Source organism: uncultured Paraglaciecola sp. (assembly GCF_943787955.1).
In the GTDB taxonomy this organism is placed as follows: domain Bacteria; phylum Pseudomonadota; class Gammaproteobacteria; order Enterobacterales; family Alteromonadaceae; genus Paraglaciecola.
Genome location: NZ_CALSOK010000023.1, coordinates 1 through 21991 on the forward strand (window position 1 = coordinate 1; position 21991 = coordinate 21991).

16 protein-coding genes are annotated in these 21991 nt (G+C 41.0%); 9 read left to right on the forward strand and 7 right to left on the reverse strand.

The features are described 5' to 3' along the window. The first annotated feature begins 169 nt into the window (after window positions 1-169). Window positions 170-1042 (forward strand): LysR family transcriptional regulator, encoded by an 873-nt coding sequence (locus Q0Y52_RS18135; protein WP_297823939.1) that lies wholly within the window; start codon window positions 170-172, stop codon window positions 1040-1042. 21 nt (window positions 1043-1063) lie between these two features. On the opposite strand, the gene Q0Y52_RS18140 is transcribed toward Q0Y52_RS18135, so the two are convergent. Then, window positions 1064-1513 (reverse strand): hypothetical protein, encoded by a 450-nt coding sequence (locus tag Q0Y52_RS18140; RefSeq protein ID WP_297823941.1) that lies wholly within the window; start codon window positions 1511-1513, stop codon window positions 1064-1066. 142 nt (window positions 1514-1655) lie between these two features. Here Q0Y52_RS18140 and Q0Y52_RS18145 point away from each other — a divergent pair, with 142 nt between their 5' ends. From Q0Y52_RS18145 to lysC, 5 genes are all read left to right on the forward strand, one after another. Then, on the forward strand, window positions 1656-2807 hold the full coding sequence (locus Q0Y52_RS18145; RefSeq protein ID WP_297823942.1) for a PQQ-dependent sugar dehydrogenase: 1152 nt from the start codon (window positions 1656-1658) through the stop codon (window positions 2805-2807). A gap of 374 nt (window positions 2808-3181) precedes the next feature. Further along, on the forward strand, window positions 3182-5986 hold the full coding sequence (locus Q0Y52_RS18150; RefSeq protein WP_297823943.1) for a bifunctional aconitate hydratase 2/2-methylisocitrate dehydratase: 2805 nt from the start codon (window positions 3182-3184) through the stop codon (window positions 5984-5986). Window positions 5987-6152: 166 nt separating this feature from the next. Next, window positions 6153-6386: a hypothetical protein gene (locus Q0Y52_RS18155; RefSeq protein ID WP_297823944.1), complete on the forward strand. Its 234-nt coding sequence runs from the start codon at window positions 6153-6155 to the stop codon at window positions 6384-6386. A 34-nt stretch (window positions 6387-6420) separates the two neighbouring features. Next, window positions 6421-6864, forward strand: coding sequence for a DUF192 domain-containing protein (locus tag Q0Y52_RS18160; protein WP_297823945.1), 444 nt, complete (start codon window positions 6421-6423; stop codon window positions 6862-6864). Between the two features lie 177 nt (window positions 6865-7041). Next, window positions 7042-8403 (forward strand): lysine-sensitive aspartokinase 3, encoded by a 1362-nt coding sequence (lysC, locus tag Q0Y52_RS18165; RefSeq protein WP_297823946.1) that lies wholly within the window; start codon window positions 7042-7044, stop codon window positions 8401-8403. A gap of 1289 nt (window positions 8404-9692) precedes the next feature. Here lysC and Q0Y52_RS18170 read toward each other — a convergent pair. Then, the gene (locus Q0Y52_RS18170) at window positions 9693-11696 is read right to left on the reverse strand and encodes a tetratricopeptide repeat-containing sulfotransferase family protein (protein WP_297823947.1); all 2004 of its coding nucleotides are present in this window, start codon (window positions 11694-11696) and stop codon (window positions 9693-9695) included. A gap of 124 nt (window positions 11697-11820) precedes the next feature. After that, window positions 11821-14463 carry a TonB-dependent receptor gene (locus tag Q0Y52_RS18175; protein ID WP_297823948.1) on the reverse strand — a complete coding sequence of 881 codons (2643 nt, stop codon included), beginning with the start codon at window positions 14461-14463 and terminating at the stop codon, window positions 11821-11823. 274 nt (window positions 14464-14737) lie between these two features. Between Q0Y52_RS18175 and betT the strand changes: the two genes are divergently transcribed. Then, window positions 14738-16705, forward strand: a complete 1968-nt coding sequence (gene betT, locus Q0Y52_RS18180) for a choline BCCT transporter BetT (protein WP_297823949.1) — start codon at window positions 14738-14740, stop codon at window positions 16703-16705. A gap of 376 nt (window positions 16706-17081) precedes the next feature. Then, window positions 17082-17459: a VOC family protein gene (locus tag Q0Y52_RS18185; protein ID WP_297823950.1), complete on the forward strand. Its 378-nt coding sequence runs from the start codon at window positions 17082-17084 to the stop codon at window positions 17457-17459. Between the two features lie 23 nt (window positions 17460-17482). Here Q0Y52_RS18185 and Q0Y52_RS18190 read toward each other — a convergent pair whose 3' ends face one another. The 3 genes from Q0Y52_RS18190 to Q0Y52_RS18200 form a co-directional block, all read right to left on the reverse strand. Next, window positions 17483-18340, reverse strand: a complete 858-nt coding sequence (locus Q0Y52_RS18190; RefSeq protein ID WP_297823951.1) for a bile acid:sodium symporter family protein — start codon at window positions 18338-18340, stop codon at window positions 17483-17485. Between the two features lie 83 nt (window positions 18341-18423). Further along, complete coding sequence (locus tag Q0Y52_RS18195; protein WP_297823952.1) at window positions 18424-19173, reverse strand: SDR family oxidoreductase; 750 nt, start codon at window positions 19171-19173, stop codon at window positions 18424-18426. A gap of 578 nt (window positions 19174-19751) precedes the next feature. Then, window positions 19752-20558 carry an SDR family oxidoreductase gene (locus tag Q0Y52_RS18200; RefSeq protein WP_297823953.1) on the reverse strand — a complete coding sequence of 269 codons (807 nt, stop codon included), beginning with the start codon at window positions 20556-20558 and terminating at the stop codon, window positions 19752-19754. 402 nt (window positions 20559-20960) lie between these two features. Here Q0Y52_RS18200 and Q0Y52_RS18205 point away from each other — a divergent pair, with 402 nt between their 5' ends. Continuing rightward, entirely contained in the window at window positions 20961-21680 is a 720-nt protein-coding gene (locus Q0Y52_RS18205) for a glycosyltransferase (protein WP_297823954.1), read from the forward strand. A 79-nt stretch (window positions 21681-21759) separates the two neighbouring features. On the opposite strand, the gene Q0Y52_RS18210 is transcribed toward Q0Y52_RS18205, so the two are convergent. Next, window positions 21760-21885 (reverse strand): hypothetical protein, encoded by a 126-nt coding sequence (locus Q0Y52_RS18210; protein WP_297823955.1) that lies wholly within the window; start codon window positions 21883-21885, stop codon window positions 21760-21762. Window positions 21886-21991 lie beyond the last annotated feature (106 nt).

The window sequence follows — 21991 nt, forward strand, 5'->3', positions numbered from 1 at the left end:
CCCTTGAGCTAGATTGTAGTTTATGAATGAGGAGTTTTTTTCATTTTAATTACCTTAATGATCTTATGATGCGCTTTTTTAAGCTGGTACCATGTTAATTCTTAAACGTATTGACAACAATATGGCGAAATGACAAATTACTGTTGTTATATAGCAATAATAGTAAATTATGGCAAATTTCGAGGGTATTATTGAGTTTGTTTGTGTGGCCGAGAGCCAAGGGTTTTCGGCAGCGGCAAAACAACTGAGTTGCAGTACAAGCCATGTTAGTAGACACATATCAAAACTAGAAAAACGTTTAGGTTGTGCGTTGTTTGCACGTACAACTAGATTAGTCAGCCTTACATCAGCTGGACTAAGTTATTACCATCAATGCAAAGACTTAGTCACCGGCTTACAACAGGCCAACGAACAGATTAATTCTCAGCAACTTAAACTAGTTGGCACCTTAAAAATCAGTGCAGCGGGCACTTTTGCTGAACAACAAGTGGCACCAGTATTAATGGAATTTGCACTGCAACACCCAGAGCTGTCCATTGATATTGACTTTAATACTAAACCGGTCAATTTTGTCGAAGACGGTATCGATTTTGCGATCCGGTATGGCAAATTACAGGATTCTGGATTGGTTGCTCGAAAGTTATTAGCTCATCCCATGATGGCGGTGGCCAGTCCGTCTTATTTGGCTCAATATGGGATACCCAACCATCCAAGCGACTTAAAAGCACATAGCTGTATTATTTCGAATAATGACCATTGGACGTTTATTCATGAAGAACAAGAACAGAATATAAAAGTGCAGGGACGTTGGAAGAGTAATAATGCCCAAGCGGTGGTTAACGCATGTGAACAAGGTTTAGGTATTGCCTACATGCCGCAACATAATTTTTTGCAGGCCACTGAGCAAGGACGATTAATTCCAATATTAAACACATTTTGGCGCAGCGAGTCCTATAGTTGGGTGGTGTTTCAAGATCGTCGCTTTTTACCTATGAGAGCCCGATTGGCGATTGACCATTTACTTGCGCATTTTTCTGCATAAAAACTCAGTCGGTAAACTGCGTTACTTTGTCGCGTCACCTCGTAATAGACTGAACAACCATCCTCCCATCGCGCCTGCTAAGGATTGACATATAAACCCTAAAGTACTTCTAGCGCCAGCAATCACAGTGATGTCTAAAATCGGATGCATAGCAAAAAGTGCGGTCGCCACGCCACATCCGCCGCCTGCAAAATATACCGCTTTGGAAGGTAACTGAAAGCGTTTAATTAACAGAGCTGATATACAAAAAGCGACTAAAAAGCTTAAGCCTATGACCACCCCATAAATCGGATATAAGCCAATTAAATCATCCAAACTCATACTCAGTCTGTCTACAACGCTGATTGTGACTCCTACTGAGGTTAATTCGAACATAACAAATTGGCTATGAAACAGGCTGGCTAATACAAATGCAAAAATAGTCGCCATTAAAAAGTGGCGGCAAAGTCTTAGGTAAAACTTAAATTTCATATGAGTCACTTAATTTGGGTAATTGCATTGATCTAGGAACTAAGCAATCATGCGTTAACTGTGCACTAAGATCAACTCAGTGATTCATTGACGTTTATATCTATACCACCTCGAAATAGCGTGCACAGCGGGTTGGGGATATATGTTTTTACTGTCCAAGAGCGAGCAAATTATGCCTTTTTGTGTGTTTATTTATAGTCTGATTGTTGTATTTACCCTGTCATTCGGGTCAGCGAAAGCACAGACGCTGTCTTTTCCAAGTTATACAATCGAAACCATCGCAAAAGGTTTGGACTATCCGTGGGCATTGGCATTTTTACCTGATGGTGATTTACTGGTTACTGAGCGCACAGGTCAAATTAGAATAGTCAGTCAAAATACTGTTTCTGAGCCTCTCGTTGGACTGCCAAAGGATATTTATGTTCAAGGGCAAGGCGGGCTACTGGATGTGGTATTACATCCAAATTATCACATTAATGGTTGGTTGTATTTATCCTATACAGTCGGCTCAGATGACAAAAACGCTTTGCAAGTTATGCGCGCTAAGTTAAGTGGAAATCAACTGATACAGCAACAGATCATGTTTACTGTCAGTCCTTTTAAAGATACGCCAGTGCATTTTGCGGGACGAATGACTTTTTTACCGGACAACTCATTACTTATCACCAGTGGTGATGGTTTTGATTATCGAGAGGATGCCCAGCGACTTAATAACCTTCTGGGTAAAGTGATACGCATTAATGACGATGGCAGCATTCCCGCAAACAATCCTTTTTTAAGTGAAGATGTGGATTCACTCAGTAACTATGTATTTACCTATGGGCACAGAAACGCACAAGCCATTTTGTATGACCCGTCGCGAGGTGTTATTTTTTCAAATGAACATGGACCTGACGGTGGTGACGAATTAAATATTATCCAAGCCGGAGTCAATTACGGTTGGCCGGTTATCACCTTCGGCAATGATTATATTGGTGGACGCATTAGCCCATTTACCGATTATCCCAATATGCAACAACCGCTAATAGACTGGACACCATCTATCGCACCTTCAGGTATGGCAGTCCATTCTGGTGAACTATTTAAGGCATTAAACGGTGATCTTTTAATCAGTGTGCTTAAATTTAAGGAAGTACGTTGGGTGCAAATGGACGGTATTAACGTGGTAGGACAGGTCTCTTTATTTAAGGAGCTCGGGCAAAGAATTCGTGATGTTCGTGTTCATCCTGATGGTTCTATCTATGTATTAACAGATAGCGCACAGGGAAAAGTACTGCGAGTGGTCCCTGATTAGCTTAATTTGTCATTTTTTGTTAAAAAACTGTAAATTTCAGTAACTTATCACTTAAATAAATACTGATTATAGATAAACAGTCACTCTTCACAATTCCACTTTTTGTTAATAACGCTTATAATTGCTTACTAAGTCCCCATGTTGCAGTGTTTTGTATCGGTTGGGAGTGTGTTACTCAGCACAAGATTTACTTGTTGCATATCGTAAACACATTAGGACAAGCCGCAGAGGCTGCCCCGCCTAAGCCGCTTATGTAAATTGTACTTATTTTACCAAATGATGCTTAACGTATTGAAAATCAGTTAAGCTGTCGACAAAATTTTATCCTGTTAATTATCATATAATTAGCACGTTATAGCCCTTGAGAGGTGTATATGAGTTTGTATTTAGAATACGTTGAAGAAATTAAAAGCCGGAACACAGATCTCGGATTGGCGCCTAAGCCAATTGATAGTGCTGAATTGTTAGCAGAAATTATCGAGCAAATTAAAGACTCGGCCCATGAGCACAGAGAGGATTCGCTTCATTTTTTCATCTATAACACTCTGCCGGGAACGACTAGTGCAGCCGGAGAAAAAGCTCAATTCTTAAAAGAAATCATATTAGGTGACTTTGCATTAGCAGAAATTACACCCACCTTTGCTTTTGAGTTGTTATCGCATATGAAAGGTGGACCTTCAATTGATGTGCTTCTAGATTTAGCTCTATCTGATGACACATCGGTATCAAAACCAGCTGCTAAAGTGTTGAAGACGCAAGTGTTTCTATATGAAGCAGATACGAGTCGCCTTGAAGATGCGTTTAAAGCGGGTAACGCCATTGCCAAGGATATTCTTGAAAGTTATGCCAGAGCGGATTTTTTCACTCAACTTCCTGAAATAGATGAAAAAATTGAAGTGGTGACCTATATAGCGGGTGAAGGTGATATTTCTACTGACTTACTGTCGCCAGGTCATCAAGCTCATTCTCGTGCAGACCGTGAACTACACGGCCAATGTATGATCACGCCACAAGCGCAAAAAGAAATCCAAGCGTTACAAGCTAAACATCCTAACGCGAAAGTGATGTTAATCGCCGAAAAAGGCACTATGGGTGTAGGTTCATCTAGAATGTCTGGTGTGAATAACGTAGCACTGTGGGCCGGTAAGCAAGCCAGTCCCTATGTACCATTTATAAACATTGCACCAGTGGTAGCAGGTACAAATGGTATTTCTCCCATATTCTTAACGACGGTTGATGTCACCGGCGGTATTGGTCTGGATCTTAAAAATTGGGTTAAGAAAGTCGATGCAAATGGCAAGACAGTGGTTGACGAAAATGGCGATGCAGTTTTAGAAGAAGCCTACTCAGTGGCAACTGGAACGGTATTAACTATTGATACAAAAGCCAAGACGTTATTCAACGGCAGCCAAGAACTGGTTGACATATCGTCAGCCTTTACCCCACAAAAAGTAGAATTTATGAAAGCGGGTGGTTCTTATGCAGTGGTATTTGGTAAGAAACTGCAAACATTTGCTGCCGAAACACTAGGTGTAGATGCACCCGCTGTATTTGCATTTTCAAAAGAAACGTCGATCGAAGGCCAAGGTTTAACCGCAGTCGAAAAAATCTTTAATAGAAATGCCGTTGGTGTAACCTCTAAAAATGCATTACACGCAGGTTCGGATGTGCGCGTTAAAGTCAATATTGTTGGTTCTCAGGACACCACCGGACCCATGACATGCCAAGAGCTTGAGGCTATGGCTGCATCAACTATTTCTCCAATTGTTGATGGTGCTTACCAATCTGGTTGTCACACCGCTTCGGTTTGGGATAGCAAAGCAAAAGCTAACATTCCTAAATTGATGAGTTTCATGCACGCTTTTGGCCTTATCACAGCACGTGATCCTAAAGGTATTTATCCCGCAATGACTGATGTCATTCATAAAGTATTGAATGACCTTACCGTGGACGACCGCGCTATCATTATCGGCGGTGATTCTCACACGCGTATGTCTAAAGGTGTCGCATTTGGTGCGGATTCAGGAACCGTCGCCCTTGCATTGGCCACCGGCGAAGCGAACATGCCTATTCCTGAGTCTGTAAAAGTGACCTTTAAAGGTCACATGAAAAGCTACATGGATTTCCGTGATGTAGTGCATGCCACTCAAGCTCAAATGTTGAAGCAATTTGGTGACAATGTTTTCCAAGGAAGAGTCATCGAAGTTCACATCGGTACTTTACTTGCTGATCAAGCCTTCACCTTTACCGATTGGACGGCTGAAATGAAGGCGAAAGCCTCTATTTGTATTTCTGAAGATGACACCTTAATTGCATCCTTAGAAATTGCTAAGAGCCGTATTCAGATAATGATCGGCAAAGGTATGGAAAACCCAGCTAAAACGCTGCAGGGACTTATCGATATTGCCAACAAGCGTATTGAAGGTATCAAGTCAGGTGTGACGCCAGCGTTAACACCGGATAATAACGCCAAATATTACGCAGAAGTGATCGTTGATTTAGACCAAATTAACGAGCCAATGATTGCCGATCCAGATGTAAATAACGAAGATGTATCTAAACGATATACTCACGACGTTATTCGCCCTGTTTCTTTCTACAAAGATAAGCATGTTGACTTAGGTTTTGTTGGGTCTTGTATGGTACACAAAGGTGATATGCAAATTATCGCGCAAATGTTCCGTAACATTGAAAAGCAAAATGGAAAAATTGAATTTAAAGCACCATTAGTGGTAGCACCACCAACTTATAATATTGTTGATGAGTTGAAAGCTGAAGGTGACTGGGAAATCTTACAAAAGTACTCAGGTTTTGAATTTGATGACGCTCACCCTAAAAACGCTGCACGTACTAAGTACGAAAACATCCTGTACTTAGAACGCCCAGGTTGTAACTTATGTATGGGTAATCAAGAAAAGGCTGAGCCCGGTGATACCGTTATTGCTACTTCAACGCGTTTGTTCCAAGGTCGTGTTGTCGCAGACTCTAGTGAGAAAAAAGGCGAGTCACTACTAGGCTCTACCCCCCTAGTTGTGCTTTCATCTATGTTGGGGCGTTTTCCTTCAATGGATGAATATACAGCAGCGGTTGAAGGTATTAATCTCACTGATTTTGCTCCACCCACTCATGCATTAACGTCAGCACCAGCGGTTGCAGTAAGAATTGCCGACCCTAGCTAGGCTGTAAATTACAATAATATAAGCACCTAGGGTGATTTGTTTTAGTTGAACAAAGTAAAATTTGAACTCAACTGAAACCGTCACCCTTTTATATTCCTGTTATTTCCCTGAATTTTTTAGCCGTATACCATTCAGATGATTAACCATTTTTTAATTTGGATGAAGAATGAGACTTTCTATAAAAATAATAACTTTGGCAGCCATTGTCACTTTATCTGCTGGATGTACAACAAATGGTGTTAGGCACTTTGTTGGCAGTGCTATAGCCGATGGTGCCGATACTCAGGTGTCATATGATGTTCACGGATGTCGAGTTTTGCAGCAGAGATGCGTGCAGGGAGATTTTCAAGAGTGGGAAACCAGCGACAAAGAGATGGGCTGTTCGTGCAAAAAGCTGTAATCTAAATGTCTGATTGATTTGAAGTAATAAAAATATGCTTAACCTTCGTTTTCCGCTAGTTGTTGTTTTACTCACTTTTATTTCTAGCTTGAGCTTAGCTCAACAAACAGAGATTGTATTTCCTCAAATTCAAGTTCAAGTTAAACAAAAAGTCTACGCTCTTGAATATGCCAATACCTTTGAACGGCGTGCACAAGGTTTAATGCACAGAGAGGATATGTGTGACAGCTGTGGCATGTTATTTAACTTCCAGCAAACAAGACGTGTCGGGATGTGGATGAAAAATACCTTGCTACCCCTCGATGTGGCTTTTATTCGCTCAGATGGCAAAATTACTGATATTAAAGCCATGCAGCCCCACGACTTAACTTCCACTACTTCCTCGGAGCAAGTGCTTTACGCTTGGGAAATGCATCAAGGATGGTTTGCTCAAAACGTTATTCACGTGGGAGATACGGTACTCATTCCTACTAAATAATGGCTTATTTCAGGTTTAAGGAGTAATTCTGCTTGAGTAAGGCTATTAAGACATTTGTTCAAGTCGAATATACTATTCCAAAAAAGCTGTTTCTTACCCTAATTTTTACTTTTTAATTATAATCAAAAACTGCTACTTTTGTGCACATCTGCTTTAGTGTAATGAGTAACCAGTCCCGTGTCTGAAAACGTAAAGAATAACTTAAATGTAGCCAAATTTGGTGGCACTAGCCTGGCAAACTTTGCCGCTATGCAAAATTGTGCCAGCATTATTAAAAACAACCCTCATACAAAAGTGGTGGTTGTCAGCGCATCAGCCGGTGTCACTAATCTGTTAGTCGACATAGCGCATACAGCTATGTCGAAACAACAAATCAAACTTAAGTTAACTGAAATTAACAGTATCCAACACGCTATTGTGCAGGCTTTAGAAAACCCCGATGAAGTCGAGCCCAAATTGCAACAGTTACAATCTTCACTAGCAGATTTAGCTTTACACGAAGAAATGATCCATCGTGCTGATTTAAAAGACGCCTTGTTATCCCATGGCGAAAGAATGTCTTCATTGTTATTCAGTGCCGTATTAAACCAATTCAATGTGAAGGCCGAAAATTTTGATGTGCGCAATGTACTGAAAACGGATAGTCAGTTTGGTCAAGCCATACCTGATCTCGAACAAATAGGTGCAGCGGCTAAACAACTGATGTTGCCTTCATTGGTTGACACCGTCATCGTTACCCAAGGGTTTGTTGGTTCAGACTCACAAGGCAATACCACTACTCTTGGACGAGGTGGATCAGACTTTACGGCTGCCCTGTTAGCTGAGGGATTAGGCGCTGATACCTGCGAAATTTGGACAGACGTAATTGGTGTATACACGACCGATCCTAGGATCACCGATGCCGCTCGGCCACTGCCTGAACTTAGCTTTGAAGAAGCCGCAGAAATGGCAACCTTTGGTGCCAAGGTGCTGCACCCGGCTACAATGGAGCCTGCGCTTAGGCAAAATATAAAAGTCTTCGTTGGCTCAAGTAGGGAGCCTGAGAAGGGGGGCACGTGGATAGTTCGTGATTGCACAACCGAACCTTCTTATCGGGCTATCACCCGGCGTAAAGAACAGGTTATGGTAACGCTCAAAACGCCAAAAATGATGTACGCGCAGGGATTCTTGCAAAAAGTCTTTACCATTATTGCTGAACATAAACTCAGTGTTGACTTGATCACCACATCAGAAATTTCTGTGTCCTTTACCCTAGACAACCCCGCCAATTCAGTATTGAAACGCATTAACCAAGAAACGATTGAAGAACTCAGTCAGTTTTGTGATGTGTTGATTGAAGAAAACTACGACTTGATCACCGTTGTAGGTAACAACATGCACAGTGCCGCTGGAGTATCTAGCAAGATTTTTGCTGCTGTTGCTGACTATAATCTACGGATGATTTGTTATGGTGCGAATCCGCATAACTTGTCTTTGTTGGTAAGTGATGCTGATAGTAGGGATGTGGTTTGTGGGTTGCATAAGGCATTGTTTGAATAATTAACTTCTAACTAGAGTTAAAAGCATTCCCTGTGCGAACTTTTACCCTGGATTTTTCACACAGGGCGCATTAGATAATGCAGCATAGGTATCCAAATCAAAGGGAAACATGCTTGAGCATTGAATCTATATTAATACAAAATTCTTTGGAAGGTGCGAGTGTGAAATAAAAACTGTATTGATTGTAAAGACTTAAATATTATTGTCACTATACATCTATGTGGTGCTTCTTCTTAAAGTTTGACACTGCCTCCATATCCTCAAATGCACTAAGCAACATCTTATGTCCGTGTTCCTTTAGTTTTGCATCATTTCTTGTGATTAAGTGTAGCCAAGTTTCAACCAATGTTTTAGGTGGCTCTCGCTTTTCCATGTTTAGCGCCTATTGTTAAATTTAACGTTTCACTTCCCAGAATGTAATAAGCACTCAACCCATGAGTACTGCAATAAAGTGTTTTGACACTGATGTCGACAACACAAAATAGGGTAGATAGATTTTAAGTTTATAAGCTCTTTCTTTTTTAATTCATCATCACAATAAAATATTCTCAGCGAGAAATATCAACATGACATTTCTTAATAAATATTTAGGCTAATAATGTAATGCAATGATTTAGTAAAAGTCTTGATTGACATCAAGATTGGGTAATATAAATATCTAGGCGGGTTTACTTTGATGATTACTTGCTCAGTTTAGCTACCCTTTAAATATGAAATCTCCGAGTGACGGTAAATTGACTATATTTGCTTCTAATGATTCACATTTGTCATGAGGTGATGACCAACTAAAGACTAAGACCACAAAGACTTTAATATTGTTTTTTGTGCCCCGCTAAAACTATTCTGGTTAATCTAAGGTAACACTAAGTGAAATTCACTCATCTTTAGCTGATTCTAATATCATTTGACCACCACAGATTTCTATAATTACTTCGGCAATAGGCAAACCCAATCTAAGGCTTTCATTATGTTTACTGGAAGGTGTTTCCTGTGCTTTATACTAAAACCATAATATAGATTTTGTTTTGCTTGACACTTAATTCTATGGTTATAGTTAAAATCTGCTGATTTTAAGGGGCATCAATGGTGAGTAATGTTGAGGCATAGGCAGAGAATAGTTCTGTCACTAAAAAGAATATTGCCCTCCTAGTAATGTTTTGTCACTTAACACTTTTCTAAAATCAATTAATTGATTTTGGCCCCGTCAACAGCAATCAGTCATATTTAGATTTATGCTAAGTTATAGGCCAAAATTTAATGGCTCTAATAAAGCCAAACTTAGTGTTTGGTTATTTAGCTGCAAAAGCATTCATTAATGGCGTGAGGTGTGTCTCAAAATTCTTCCATTGCTCTCTCGCCTTAGTATTAATAGGCTGACGAACTTGTTCTGAGCTAGGCGTTTTGATGGTGCGTTTAGTATTATAAAAATGCAAACAAGATGATTCGAAGGGCAATTGACAAAAATCTAATATACGCCTGACCTGAGTTTCCAGATCGTCTATCACGTCCTCGTGCTGGACCTTTAATACAAAGCCGGGGAGCACTTCATCCCAATGTGCCATCAAGGATTGGTATGCTTGATAGTAGTGAATAAGATTGTCTAAGTCGTAAGAGAATTCCTGCCCTTCTGCAAACAACTGTTTATAACCACTGAAACAACAAGCAATAGGATCACGCCTTGCGTCAATTATTTTGGCACGGGGTAACATGGACTTGATCAGGCCAATATGCATAAAGTTATTGGGCATTTTATCTATAAAAAAGGCAGCCCCTTGACGGTAGCATTGGGTATCTTCGATAAATTGTTTACCAAAACGAGAGAAATATTCATGGTCTATTTCAGTTACAACGTTAGGATAACCGCTCTTGCTGCCACTTAATCTTGAAGCCAGCCCCAGTATATTATGGAGCTCCATTGTGCCATCTACTTGTGAGTGAGATGCCAGTATTTGTTCGAGCAATGTCGAGCCAGCTCTAGGCAGGCCTACAATAAATATTGGGGCAGGGCATTGGTCGCCTACATTTTGATGGGCTTTGAAAAAGTCGTTAGTGAAAACTGACTTTTGCGCTTCAATTTGTTCGCTTACTTTGGCTTGTGAATAAAGGTTGCGCTGATTTTTTAAAGCATTGCCATTTTGGTAATAACTAAAGGCAGTATCGAATTGTTTGCGATCTTCATAGGCTTTAGCCATCGCAAACTCAAGATGTGCTTTGTCGTCTTGTTCAATATCGACTTTATCCAGTTGAGCCTGCATTAACGCTAATTCTTTATCGGTAAATCGATAGGTTTTAGTATTGGCTAAACTCCAGTAAGCATCACCGAAGTCAGGGCGAATTTTGTAAGCTTGTTGATAAGCGGCAACTGCCTGTTGAATGTTACCGTTTGCTTTGTGAGCATGTCCCAGCAGCAGTTGTATGCCGGGCAGGTCGCTGCGCTCGCCTATAATCTGCTGATACAGGTCGATGGCTTGCTCCACTTCACCCACCCCCACCATTGCGCTGGCTTTTGCTGCAAGATATTGATGATTATTAGGGTATTGGCTGAGTAAAATATCGGCCTGTAGTTTGGCGTGGCCAAATTTGCCTAATTTAGATAATAATTGAACAAACTCTGCTCTTGCCGCTTCATGCTTGGGGTGTATTTCAATGCAGCTTTCCAATAAAAATTCGGCTTTGTGATAGAGTTTTAATTTGATGCCAACTTCAGCTAGCAGCAGCATGGCTTCAGCATGATGTTTGTTATTTTGTAAGAAGCGTCGACACACAGTGTCTGCTAGGCCTAATTTTCCTTCATACATAAGATCTCGGGCGCCACGAATTTCCACTGGCAACTGAGTCAGGTATTTAATTCGTTGTGCAGCGAATTTCTGTCCTTCGTCATGGTTCAGTTCACTGTATAAAGGGGCTAACTTTTGCCAACTAGATAACAATGCAGGGTTAAGCCGAGTGGCTCTTGCAAATGCTGTAGCTGCAATGGGTTTGTTGCCTGTACTATGTGTAAGTGATAAATAGCCATTTTCTTGATGGGCACGGGCGTAGTTAGGATCTGTAGCGATGAGTATTTTGACTGTTTCAGTGGCCTCACCAATTAGCCCTTTGGTACGCTGTGCAACAGCCAGGATATATAATATTTCTAGCTTTTCTTGGGTGTTTTCTAAAGAATTCTCTAGGTTGATTAGTGCTTGTTGCGAAACTAATATGGCTTTGTCAGTATCACCTGATTGTAGTGCACGTTTAATGTCGTCAATCTTGATGTTTTTTTTGCTGCTTTGCTTACTGACGTTTTCTGCCACGTGTTACCTCTAGATGATTATGTTTATACTACGAGTTAATTGTGATTGTTGCGCGATTTTTCAATAGCCAAAAATAAAGGCAAGCTGAAAGCTTGCCTTTATGAGTTATTTCAAATATGTCTTATTAGAAATCGTAAGACAGTCTCATGCCTAATGTACGAGGACGGTTAGTCACAACCTTAGGCGTAAATTGCTGTGTATCTATATAAAGTACAGCGCTTTCGTCAGTCAGGTTATCTATGTACAGTTCAGCTTTCCAATCGTCTTTGGTAATGCCAACAGATACATTGGCTATCGCATAACTCTCTTGAATATAACGACCACCTTGGAAAGTAGCACCATTAGAGTCAGCATAGGTTACGCCATCAAAAACGGCTGCTTCTGTTTGGATAGGTAAGCCAGAACTAACTCCATAGACTAAACGTGTTGCGTCTTCGGTGACGAATGCATCCATTGTCATGCCGGCTAAACGGTCGCCCGTGTAACTAACAGATGCATTGACATAACCTTCGTAACCGTCGTTAAGCTCGAAATAGTAACGGGCGCGAATATTACCCGAAAACTCAGCTGAGTAAGGTAGTTGTGCACCTACACCAGGTGCAATACCTGCTAGTTCAGCATTTACTCGGGTTAATTCTGTATCAAGTAAACTAAAGGCTGCGTTGATCACCAAGTTGTCTGATGCCAACCATGTAATATCCGCATCTAATCCTTTAATTTCAGCATCACCCACATTATCGGTAAACACTAAAAAGCTGATGTTAGTGGGGTCAAAACGTGAGGTTTGTAAGTCGGTAATTTCAGAGTAATAGGCTGTGGCATTAACACGTAACACCCCGTCTAAAAAGTCACCCTTTATTCCCAATTCGAAGTTATCAAGGCTATCGGTAGTCGAGTAAACCGGTATTCTGAAGCCATCAAATGCACCATTTTGATTCGTTGCAAGACCGCCACCAACACGGTTAGTCACCGGTGGTCTGAATCCTTCTGAATAAGTGGTAAATATCAATATGTCGTCATTCATTTTATAGTCTAACGAGGCTTTAAAAATAGTATCGTCAACGGTTAACGTGCCGTCAGTATCTAATAAGCTCACATCCAACTGGCCACTTGATATGGCTTCTTGAATTGACGCTGGATCTTCACCTACCGCTGTCAATTCTGCCGCGTCTAACGTACCAAACGCGCGAATTCTGCGGCTCACGTCAACTGTAGTTGTTGACCCTTTAAAAGTATCGTCAATTTGATACCAACGGGCGCCTAACGTGGCTGTTAGCTTATCGGTGATATCGTATTCAGCCTGACCAAATACAGCAATCTGTTCGATAGTGTGAGTGACATCGTTAACAAAACTCACTTCTGACTCGAACGGGCCGCCATTAGTATTAATACCTTCAGTGCCTTTTAATGTTCTACCTAAATCGGTAAAAAACCCTAATTCCGTGTTGGCTATTTGGAATTTACCTACTGTTGCAAGTTCTTGATCGTCATAGAAAATACCCGCTGTGACACGCCATGCGTTATCTGCATCAGTATTAAATCGAAGTTCGTGTGTGACACGTGAAGTATCTGTTTGTTCTTTATAGTATTTAGTTGGGTCAACACAACGTTCATCTGCTGGCGTTGCCGCTTCGTAGTGGTTACATACATAATAAGCAGCAAACAATCCGCCGTTGGTATAACCGGTGTAATCGATAGTAGAGCTGATTTCACGGTCTAAGTAACCGCCTGTATAGACCACTTCAAGCTTGTCTAAACGGCCTTCTAATGTCCAAGTGGTGAGTCCAAACTCATCATCATTGTCTTCAGGAATAAAGCGGTTAACAGAGCTTTCGCCTTCAAGGTTAGGATCGTAAGCAAACACACCTTCGGTTTCTAAGGACTGGGCTGTATGTTGTACCAACAAAGACCAATCTTCATTGATCAAATATGACATACCAAACCTAACACCTGCATAAATCGCATCGTTAGTGTCATCTTCTACTAAGCTGTCATTTTTAGGAGGCACGACAGGCGTATTCTGTGGATCGCTAAGCACACCACCTGATATCCTATCAATCACTACAGCACTGCCTGTGTAACCACCTTCGCCAGGTTTATTCAGGATGTTATCAATCCATCCACCTTGCTTGTCATTGTAGGCGACTACGCGTAGTGCCAATTCATCGGTTGGCGTAAAGTTCATAAAAGCTTCGACAGAATTGCTCATCTCGCCGCCTTTAGTACTACCAATATTCACATCTAAGCCGGCAGCAAATCCACTGTGATCAGGTTTTTTACTGATCATGCGCACTGTACCTGACTGTGAACTGGCTCCAAACAAAGTACCTTGTGGACCAGGTAATACTTCGACTCGTTCCATATCTGCAGCATAAACGTCTAGGTTTCTGCCTTGCATAGAAACGGGTTGCTCATCCAGATAAAACGCAACAGACGGCTGTAATGCCTGTACTGAAGATACCGCAATGTTGGTTTGTGAGGTGGCTGCACCTCGGATATAAATCTCGTTTTGACCAGGGCCAGTGCCTTGGAAAATAACGTTTGGAAGAAATTCAACGTAGTCACTAAAGCTTTCAATGCCAAGAACTTCCAACGCTTCACCGTTTAAAGCTGAAACAGAAACAGGCACATCCTGTATTGATTCTGTTCTTTTAGTAGCGGTAATTTGAATAGTTTCTATTTGTGCTTTTGCTGTTTTTTCTTGAGCTATCGCTGGATTTAAAGCGAGTGCTGTGACGATGGCACAGCTGATTTTAGTCTTGTTCATGTGTTAAGAACCTTTGTGTCTTTTGCACGCACTGCCAAGGGGTGATATTTTTATTAGACCCAATGCTTACAATATTTAATTTCAATACGATTTTTTTTCGCTGCGGCATATAACAGTATATCACACTCAGATGCTTATTTCTAAAGTGATTCCAAGGTCTCCAAAAAGGTGAACACATATTTAATGCGTAGCACCCTAATTATATTGTGAGTTTAAAAGGACCGTGAGTTAGGTTATATTGAGACTCAATAAACAGTTACACAGGCTTATATAAGTGGCTCTAACCCGAATAGACCAACACCTAAATCGCCCCGTTTTTTATCTTTCTTCTTTATCGATTTTAGTATTGGTTTTGTTTGCATTGATAGCGCCACAAACGGCGGATGTTTTTTTTGCTGACTTACAAAGCACCATTATTGAAAACGGCAGTTGGTTTTATGTGGTATCGGTGGCAATCATACTTATCACCGTATTGTATCTTGGCTTCTCTAGCTTTGGCGATATACGTCTGGGGCCCGATCACTGTAAGCCTGACTACTCGTTAGCTAGTTGGCTTTCAATGTTGTTTGCTGCAGGTATGGGTATCGGACTGATGTTTTTTGGTGTGGCCGAACCTGTGATGCATTTTTTATCCCCCCCTACTGCGACTCAAGGCACCACCGAAGCCGTTCGAGAAGCGATGAAAATGACCTTTTTTCATTGGGGTTTACATGCTTGGGCAATTTACGCAGTTGTTGGATTAATATTAGCTTATTTTAGTTTTAGGCTTAGTTTACCTCTTACATTACGCTCCGCTTTGTATCCGATGATTGGTGACCGCATTTATGGCTGGGCCGGTCATACAGTCGATATTCTTGCTGTGGTGAGTACTGTTTTTGGTATTGCTACATCGCTAGGCCTGGGTGCTGCGCAAATTAACTCAGGCCTGAACTATCTGTTTGACTTAGAAGAGTCGATACCTGTCCAAATTTATTTAATGATAGGCATTATCGCAGTGGCAATTGTCTCAGTGGCAACAGGTTTAGATAAGGGTATACGCCGCTTGTCAGAATTGAATATGATTTTGGCAATTGGATTATTGTTATTTATTCTGATTTTAGGACCCACTGTGTTTTTGCTAACCGCTTATGTGCAAAATACTGGGGCGTATCTGTCCGATATAGTGCGCAATACCTTTAATCTATTTGCCTATGACAAGACGGATTGGATTGGTGGATGGACTATTTTTTATTGGGGCTGGTGGCTTGCTTGGGCACCTTTTGTTGGTCTGTTTATTGCGCGAATTTCACGTGGCAGGACGATCCGTGAGTTTGTTATTGGCGTTTTGGTTATCCCCACTGCTTTTACGTTATTTTGGATGACAGTATTTGGTAACTCTGCAATAGATCTTATATATACACAGGGTGTCGATAAATTAGGCGATATGGTCAGCACCAATGCGCCTGTTGCCCTGTTTGTGTTTTTAGAAAACTTTCCGTTTCAAGGGTTTCTGAGTTTTATTGCCACCTTAATGGTTATTGTGTTCTTTGTGACATCATGCGACTCAGGTGCAATGGTGGTGGATATGCTTTGCTCTCATGGTAGAAACGATACACCAGTATGGCAACGGATTTATTGGGCTATCGGTGTAGGAGTTGTTTCGGCAATATTATTGACCGCCGGTGGCCTCAGTGCTTTGCAAACTATGACTATTGCCACGGCCTTACCCTTTGCCATTATCTTGTTGATTTCCTTAGTGGGGCTTATAAAAGCGTTACGAATTGAAACCCACAAAAAGGCCAGTCTGGCGATGAACTTACACCCTCATCCATCCACGACTGATAGTGGTTGGGAGCAGCGACTATCGTCTATTATTCAATTTCCTAACAAAACAGCGGTTACAAAATTTATTGATAATAATGTAAGACCCGCTATGGAAAAAGTGCGTTTAGAATTGGCGAGTAATCAAGTTGAATCTGAGATAGTGAATGAATCAGGTATGTTGAGTTTGAATGTTCAGCACGGCAGTGAATATTCTTTTGTGTATGGGGTAAAGTGTGAAAAATATCTGCAGCCTAGTTTTTCTCCAGATAACGAGGAATCACTAGCGAGTTCAGATGAGCATACTTACTGCCGTGCAGAGGTACATTTAGCTGAAGGTGGGCAAGATTACGATATTATGGGTTGGTCGAAACAAGCGGTTATCAATGACATGATTGACCAATATCATAAACATCAGCATTTTCTGCATCTATTACGCTGATATGTTAGCTGTGATGAAGGTTGCTAGGGCTGACTTGCTTATTGATAATTCACAGAATTGCCAGGTTGTTATAAAAATTAACCCATATGATTGGTTTTTAATACAAACAGGCCATTAATATAGCAATAAAATATGCATGTATGGAGATAGAATAAGAACAGAGTTAACGTTTAAATTTTCACTATGTATTCACAGCAATTAATGTGCGTGCATAACTCATAATAAGCGTTCATACAACACAGTGTTGGCTACATAAATGTCAACATAACCTTCATACAACTAACAGTTGATTATCACTGCAAAAAAGTGAGAGCAGGTCAGGCTATGGGTAGAATGCATATTGTTGTTTTATCTTTTTTCAATTCAGGAGAGTTAAATGTTCAGTCACGTTATGTTAGGTGCTAACGATATACAAAAATCAAAGAAATTTTACGATGCTATACTAGGTGCATTGGGTTATGAGGAAGGCAAGATTGATCCTAAAGGTCGTTGCTTTTACTTCACTAAAACCGGTGTGTTTGGTTTGAGTGTGCCTATCGATGGTGAGCCTGCCAGTCACGGTAATGGCAGTACTTTGGGGTTTGCCATTGAAAGCGAAGAGCAAGGATTGGCATGGCATGCAGCTGGTTTAGCTAATGGTGGCGTAGCCTGTGAAGACGCACCGGGTGTGCGTGATGGCGGAGTGATGAAGTTATATTTAGCATACTTGCGAGATCCTGCCGGCAATAAAATCTGTGCTATGAAGCGTGTTTAATCAATAGCAGTCATGAGTTGGCCTTATTTAGGCCAACGTTTTGCGCCGAAGATTAATATTGCTGCACCTAAATACATGGCTAGTCCGTATACCCCGGCTGCAATGGCATAATCGGGTCTGTCTAAAAAAGTAATAGCAATTAACATTGCCATCGAGCTATTTTGTACTCCCACTTCAATGCCCAATGTCACAGTATCTTGTTTAACCAGTTTAAACATTAACCCTAGCAACAATCCAGTACCTATCGCCAATAGATTTAATGAGATAACAGCCTCTGAAAGTAACACAAAAGATTTTAAAAGCGTTGTTCGTTCTTGGTAAGTGATAGCAATAATCATAAAGACTAAAAATGCCGTAGAAAGGCGCCTAAAAAATACCTCACTGCGTATCGCTAAAGATGCAAATTTGTGCCTGATCAATATGCCCAAAAGCACAGGTATTAAAGTCATAAAAATAAGACCAATAGTCGTACTCAGCAAAGAAAATGTCTCACCTGGGGTATCGTTAAATTGCTCAATGGCAAAACGAATGATTAACGGTGTGATGACAACACATATTAATGTGGTCACTGCGGTTAAACTAACCGATAGGGCTAAATTAGCTCTGGCTAATTGACTCAGAATATTCGAGCTAATACCACCAGGACAGGCAGCCAGTATCATGATACCTACCGCTAAATGCTCAGACAACTCAAAGAAAATAGCGATACCAAACGCCAGTAGCGGCAACACCAATAGCTGGCCAAATAAGCCTACAGCAACGGGTTTGGGTTCTTTTCCGAGTTCTAAAAAGTCTTGTTTAGTTAAACTTAACCCCATACCAAACATAATAAGTGCCAATATTAAAGGCAGTATGATTTGGGTTAAAATCGAATCGGTCATGTGAACATCATTCCTAATCTTATTAGATTTAGCTTGTAATTTGTTGCCTAACTCATTTTAGCTTCTAGCTTGTAATTTGTTGCCTAACTCATTTTAGCTAACAGACTTAATGGCGCTATGCGCGCAATGAACCTAAATAAAGCCCAAGGCCATTTTGGCACAAAGCTACTCGCCACTTCTTTTTCGATGTCTTTGACTATGGCTTTGCAGCCTGTTTGTAAGTCAACAATAAAAGGTACTGTTTTCACTTTTTCGTTGATTTCAGTACGAATAAAGCCCGGATGGATAGTGGTAACTTTTATGGGGGTGTTAAGCACATCGATACGAATACCCTCACTAAGTGACGTTAATGCGGCTTTGGTGGCCGCATATACTGTCATGGCTCTGCGTGCCCCGCGAACTGCGCTGACTGAGGATATAGTGACTAGATGGCCTGCGTTTTGGCTTCGGAATATTTCCATGGCTGCTTCACATTGAGCTAAAGCTGACACAAAGTTGGTCACTGCGGTTTGTTTATTGGCTTTAAAATACCCAGTGCCTAACGAGGCCCCTTTGCCCATTCCTGCATTCACTATCACGCGGTCAAGTGTACCTAAATCTGCAGCAAAGGCGTTAACGACTTCAAATACTTGGTCGTGCTCGTTAACATCTAAGGAGCGAATAAACACCTTAATATCGGGATTAATGATCAACAATTCTTGTTTTAGTGATTCTAGGTTTTCCATTCTGCGCGCACACAAGGCTAAGTTACGGCCCATCTTGGCAAACTCGATAGCCATGCCCTTACCTAAGCCAGAGCTAGCGCCGGTGATTAAAATATTTTGTCTGATCATCTTGTGCATTCTCTTATTATTGTTATTTGCATCGCTCTTCATCCTCTGTGGTGAGGTATTCAAGTTGCGTATAATTGCGTCTAATTGTATCTAAATGTGTCTAATATCGCACAAATTAGCCTATTTCGCCTTGTTTAATCGGTGGGTGTGCATTTTACACTTAAAATGTACGGTGAACGCCACATCTAGATAAAGCATCGTATTCCACTTTGCTAAAGAATAATGTTTAGCCATGTCTGCTTATACTCATCTCCTTCAGTTATTACCCTCTCAGCGAGATCTAAAGCGACTTGTCAATGATACTCATGACCACATATTGTGAGACACCTTTAGCTTTGATGCCAGCAGGCCTTCGGCGTAAAATGGTTTCACGCATTACAGCGTTTTCGTTGAGGTAACTTAAGCATTATGTCCAGTGAGATGCGCCACCTGAATATAGTATGACGGTTGGCTTATCTTTGAGACTTGGGGCATTGCTTTTAAGCCAATGAACGTGAGCCATTACAATCGGCTCTTCGTGTGTTCTGATTCGGCTTGCTGTGTCCATGACGTTGTGTTTATCAGTATTGCTCAAGAAACTAGGCTCTAGGCTGAAAGTTTTTCAGTTGTTTTTTCATCATAGCCAAATAACGCATGGGTGGTAACCAACGTTTAAAACGAAAGGCTGAACGCCCATCTTTATGAGTGATGGTCATAAACTTCAGAGCCTCACTATCTTGGTAAATAGCTTGAGCTACCTGAGCTGCGGTGATATCGGAATAGGTATGCAGCATCTTACTCACAAGTTTTGCCACGCCGGGCTGTTTACTGCGCATTGATTCGTCTAGGTTTGTGGAAAAGAAGCCTGGGCAAGCAACACTCACGTGGATTTTACTGCCTTGTAACTCAAGATGCATCGTTTCAGAAAAACTGACGACTGCGGCTTTACTCGCATTGTAGCTACCCATCAATGGTGCCGGTGTAATACCAGCTTGGGACGCTATATTCACTATTTTTCCTGCCCCTTGTTGCTTCATCATAGGGACAAAAGCACGGCACATTCTAACCATGCCCAATACATTGATATTGATGACCCATTCCCACTGTTGTATATCTTCAAATTCTAAAGCGCCGCCAGTGGCAACACCTGCATTGTTGACTAACACATCCACTTTATCCCAACGGGATTGAAGTTGTCCTTTTAGTGTGTCAATGTCAGCTTCGTCGGTGATATCGCATGGTAAAAAGAAGGCCGCAGCACCTGACTGAGTGATGCTATCGACCACTTTATGGCCGCGCTGTGTGTTGAGATCGACAATACACACTTCAAAATTTTGTTTGGCATAATGCCATGCCAGCGCTTCACCTAAACCTGAAGCACCACCTGTTATTAATACTGTTTTCATTATTTGTACTTCTTACGTTTTAAACGGACAAGTGGGAAGTCATTACAGATACCCGCAGCACCATCAATTGGAGGGGCATATTCATCTCTTTCTTAAAAAATGGGTCACGGTTGAAGATTAAAATATGCAGTGTTTGCTAAAGTCTTTGGCTTGTGTAGCCGTTAGAACTGTTGTGGGTTTTGTTTTATATCTGCGCACTATTTCTCTTTGCCTCTTCTCGCTGCCTATTTTTGGCGAGCAAATACTTAAACATAAAGTGCCAAAAAAACACCGACTAATTTTTTCGTAAACCTTCCTTTAAAATATAACAAATATATTACACTGGATAAACTCTAACGTTTATTATGTTCGCTGACGACTAATTTAGGTCTGTCTAGTTACAATCCAAAGGAGCCCATTGTCTTGCTGAGTATTGTTATCCCTACGTTAAATGAATCCAAAACCGGTTATCTGTCTAAGATACTGGATACCTATATTGGGGTGCTTAATATAGAAGTCATTTGTGTGGATGGAGGAAGTCAAGACGATACTATTTCGATAATTAAGCAGTCTACTGCCAAGTTAATTGCCACTGATATTGGCTCGCGGGCAGGTCGATTAAATGCAGGTATCAAACATGCTAAATTTGATATGGTGTTGCTTCACCACCCACGCAGTTTAGTGGATGTTGAGGGTATTCAAGCTTTAACTAACCTTACCTCCGAGATACGTTGGGGTGCCTTTACCCATCAGTTTTCAATATCTCATCCTCTGCTTAATTTCACGTCTTGGTATTCTAATCATATAAGAGGAGGACGGCGCGGCATATATTATTTAGATCACTGTGTGTTTGCACAAAAACAACTTTTATTGGATGTGGGACTCCTACCGGAAATCGACATTTTTGAAGATACTGAAATATGTTTAAGGCTAAAAGAACAGGCAAACCCTATCAGGTTACCTTTTATCAGCCAGACTTCTGCAGTGCGTTTTCAGGCTTATGGAGTCTATCGCCAAGCGTTAAAAAATCAGTATGTAAAGTGGCTATATTACTTTAAACGCTCTGACAAACAGATGAATAGATTGTATGAGAAAGGCATTGAACTCAACACTGAATATAGCAAAGATCAACAACATAAATGATAAGCGTTTGTTTCAGCTAGCCCCAGGTTTTTATCTGGAAATTGAGGTTAACCGCCTAGCATTTCTCGTACACTTTTTCTCAGCCAGTTCCCCGGGGGAGAGGATCTTCATCTGAGGGTGTTTGTTCAACAACGGTATCACCAAACAACTCAGCAAGCAGAGCTTTTGCCTTATCTGATTTTTGTTTATCAACTGTTTTATACACTGCATTACTGGGTTTGAAATAATCACAAAAGTTAGCCCGTTCGTATTGCTTATATGCTCAGCACGTTCTTCTTCACAGCGGCCTTTGACATAGTACAGGCACATAT

Bases quoted from the DNA above. Each gene is read 5' to 3' on its own strand.
- Q0Y52_RS18135 (WP_297823939.1), top strand. From the start codon at position 170: ATGGCAAATTTCGAGGGTATTATTGAGTTTGTTTGTGTGGCCGAGAGC.
- Q0Y52_RS18140 (WP_297823941.1), bottom strand. From the start codon at position 1,513: ATGAAATTTAAGTTTTACCTAAGACTTTGCCGCCACTTTTTAATGGCG.
- Q0Y52_RS18145 (WP_297823942.1), top strand. From the start codon at position 1,656: ATGTTTTTACTGTCCAAGAGCGAGCAAATTATGCCTTTTTGTGTGTTT.
- Q0Y52_RS18150 (WP_297823943.1), top strand. From the start codon at position 3,182: ATGAGTTTGTATTTAGAATACGTTGAAGAAATTAAAAGCCGGAACACA.
- Q0Y52_RS18155 (WP_297823944.1), top strand. From the start codon at position 6,153: ATGAGACTTTCTATAAAAATAATAACTTTGGCAGCCATTGTCACTTTA.
- Q0Y52_RS18160 (WP_297823945.1), top strand. From the start codon at position 6,421: ATGCTTAACCTTCGTTTTCCGCTAGTTGTTGTTTTACTCACTTTTATT.
- Q0Y52_RS18175 (WP_297823948.1), bottom strand. From the start codon at position 14,463: ATGAACAAGACTAAAATCAGCTGTGCCATCGTCACAGCACTCGCTTTA.
- Q0Y52_RS18185 (WP_297823950.1), top strand. From the start codon at position 17,082: ATGTTCAGTCACGTTATGTTAGGTGCTAACGATATACAAAAATCAAAG.
- Q0Y52_RS18190 (WP_297823951.1), bottom strand. From the start codon at position 18,340: ATGACCGATTCGATTTTAACCCAAATCATACTGCCTTTAATATTGGCA.
- Q0Y52_RS18195 (WP_297823952.1), bottom strand. From the start codon at position 19,173: ATGATCAGACAAAATATTTTAATCACCGGCGCTAGCTCTGGCTTAGGT.
- Q0Y52_RS18200 (WP_297823953.1), bottom strand. From the start codon at position 20,558: ATGAAAACAGTATTAATAACAGGTGGTGCTTCAGGTTTAGGTGAAGCG.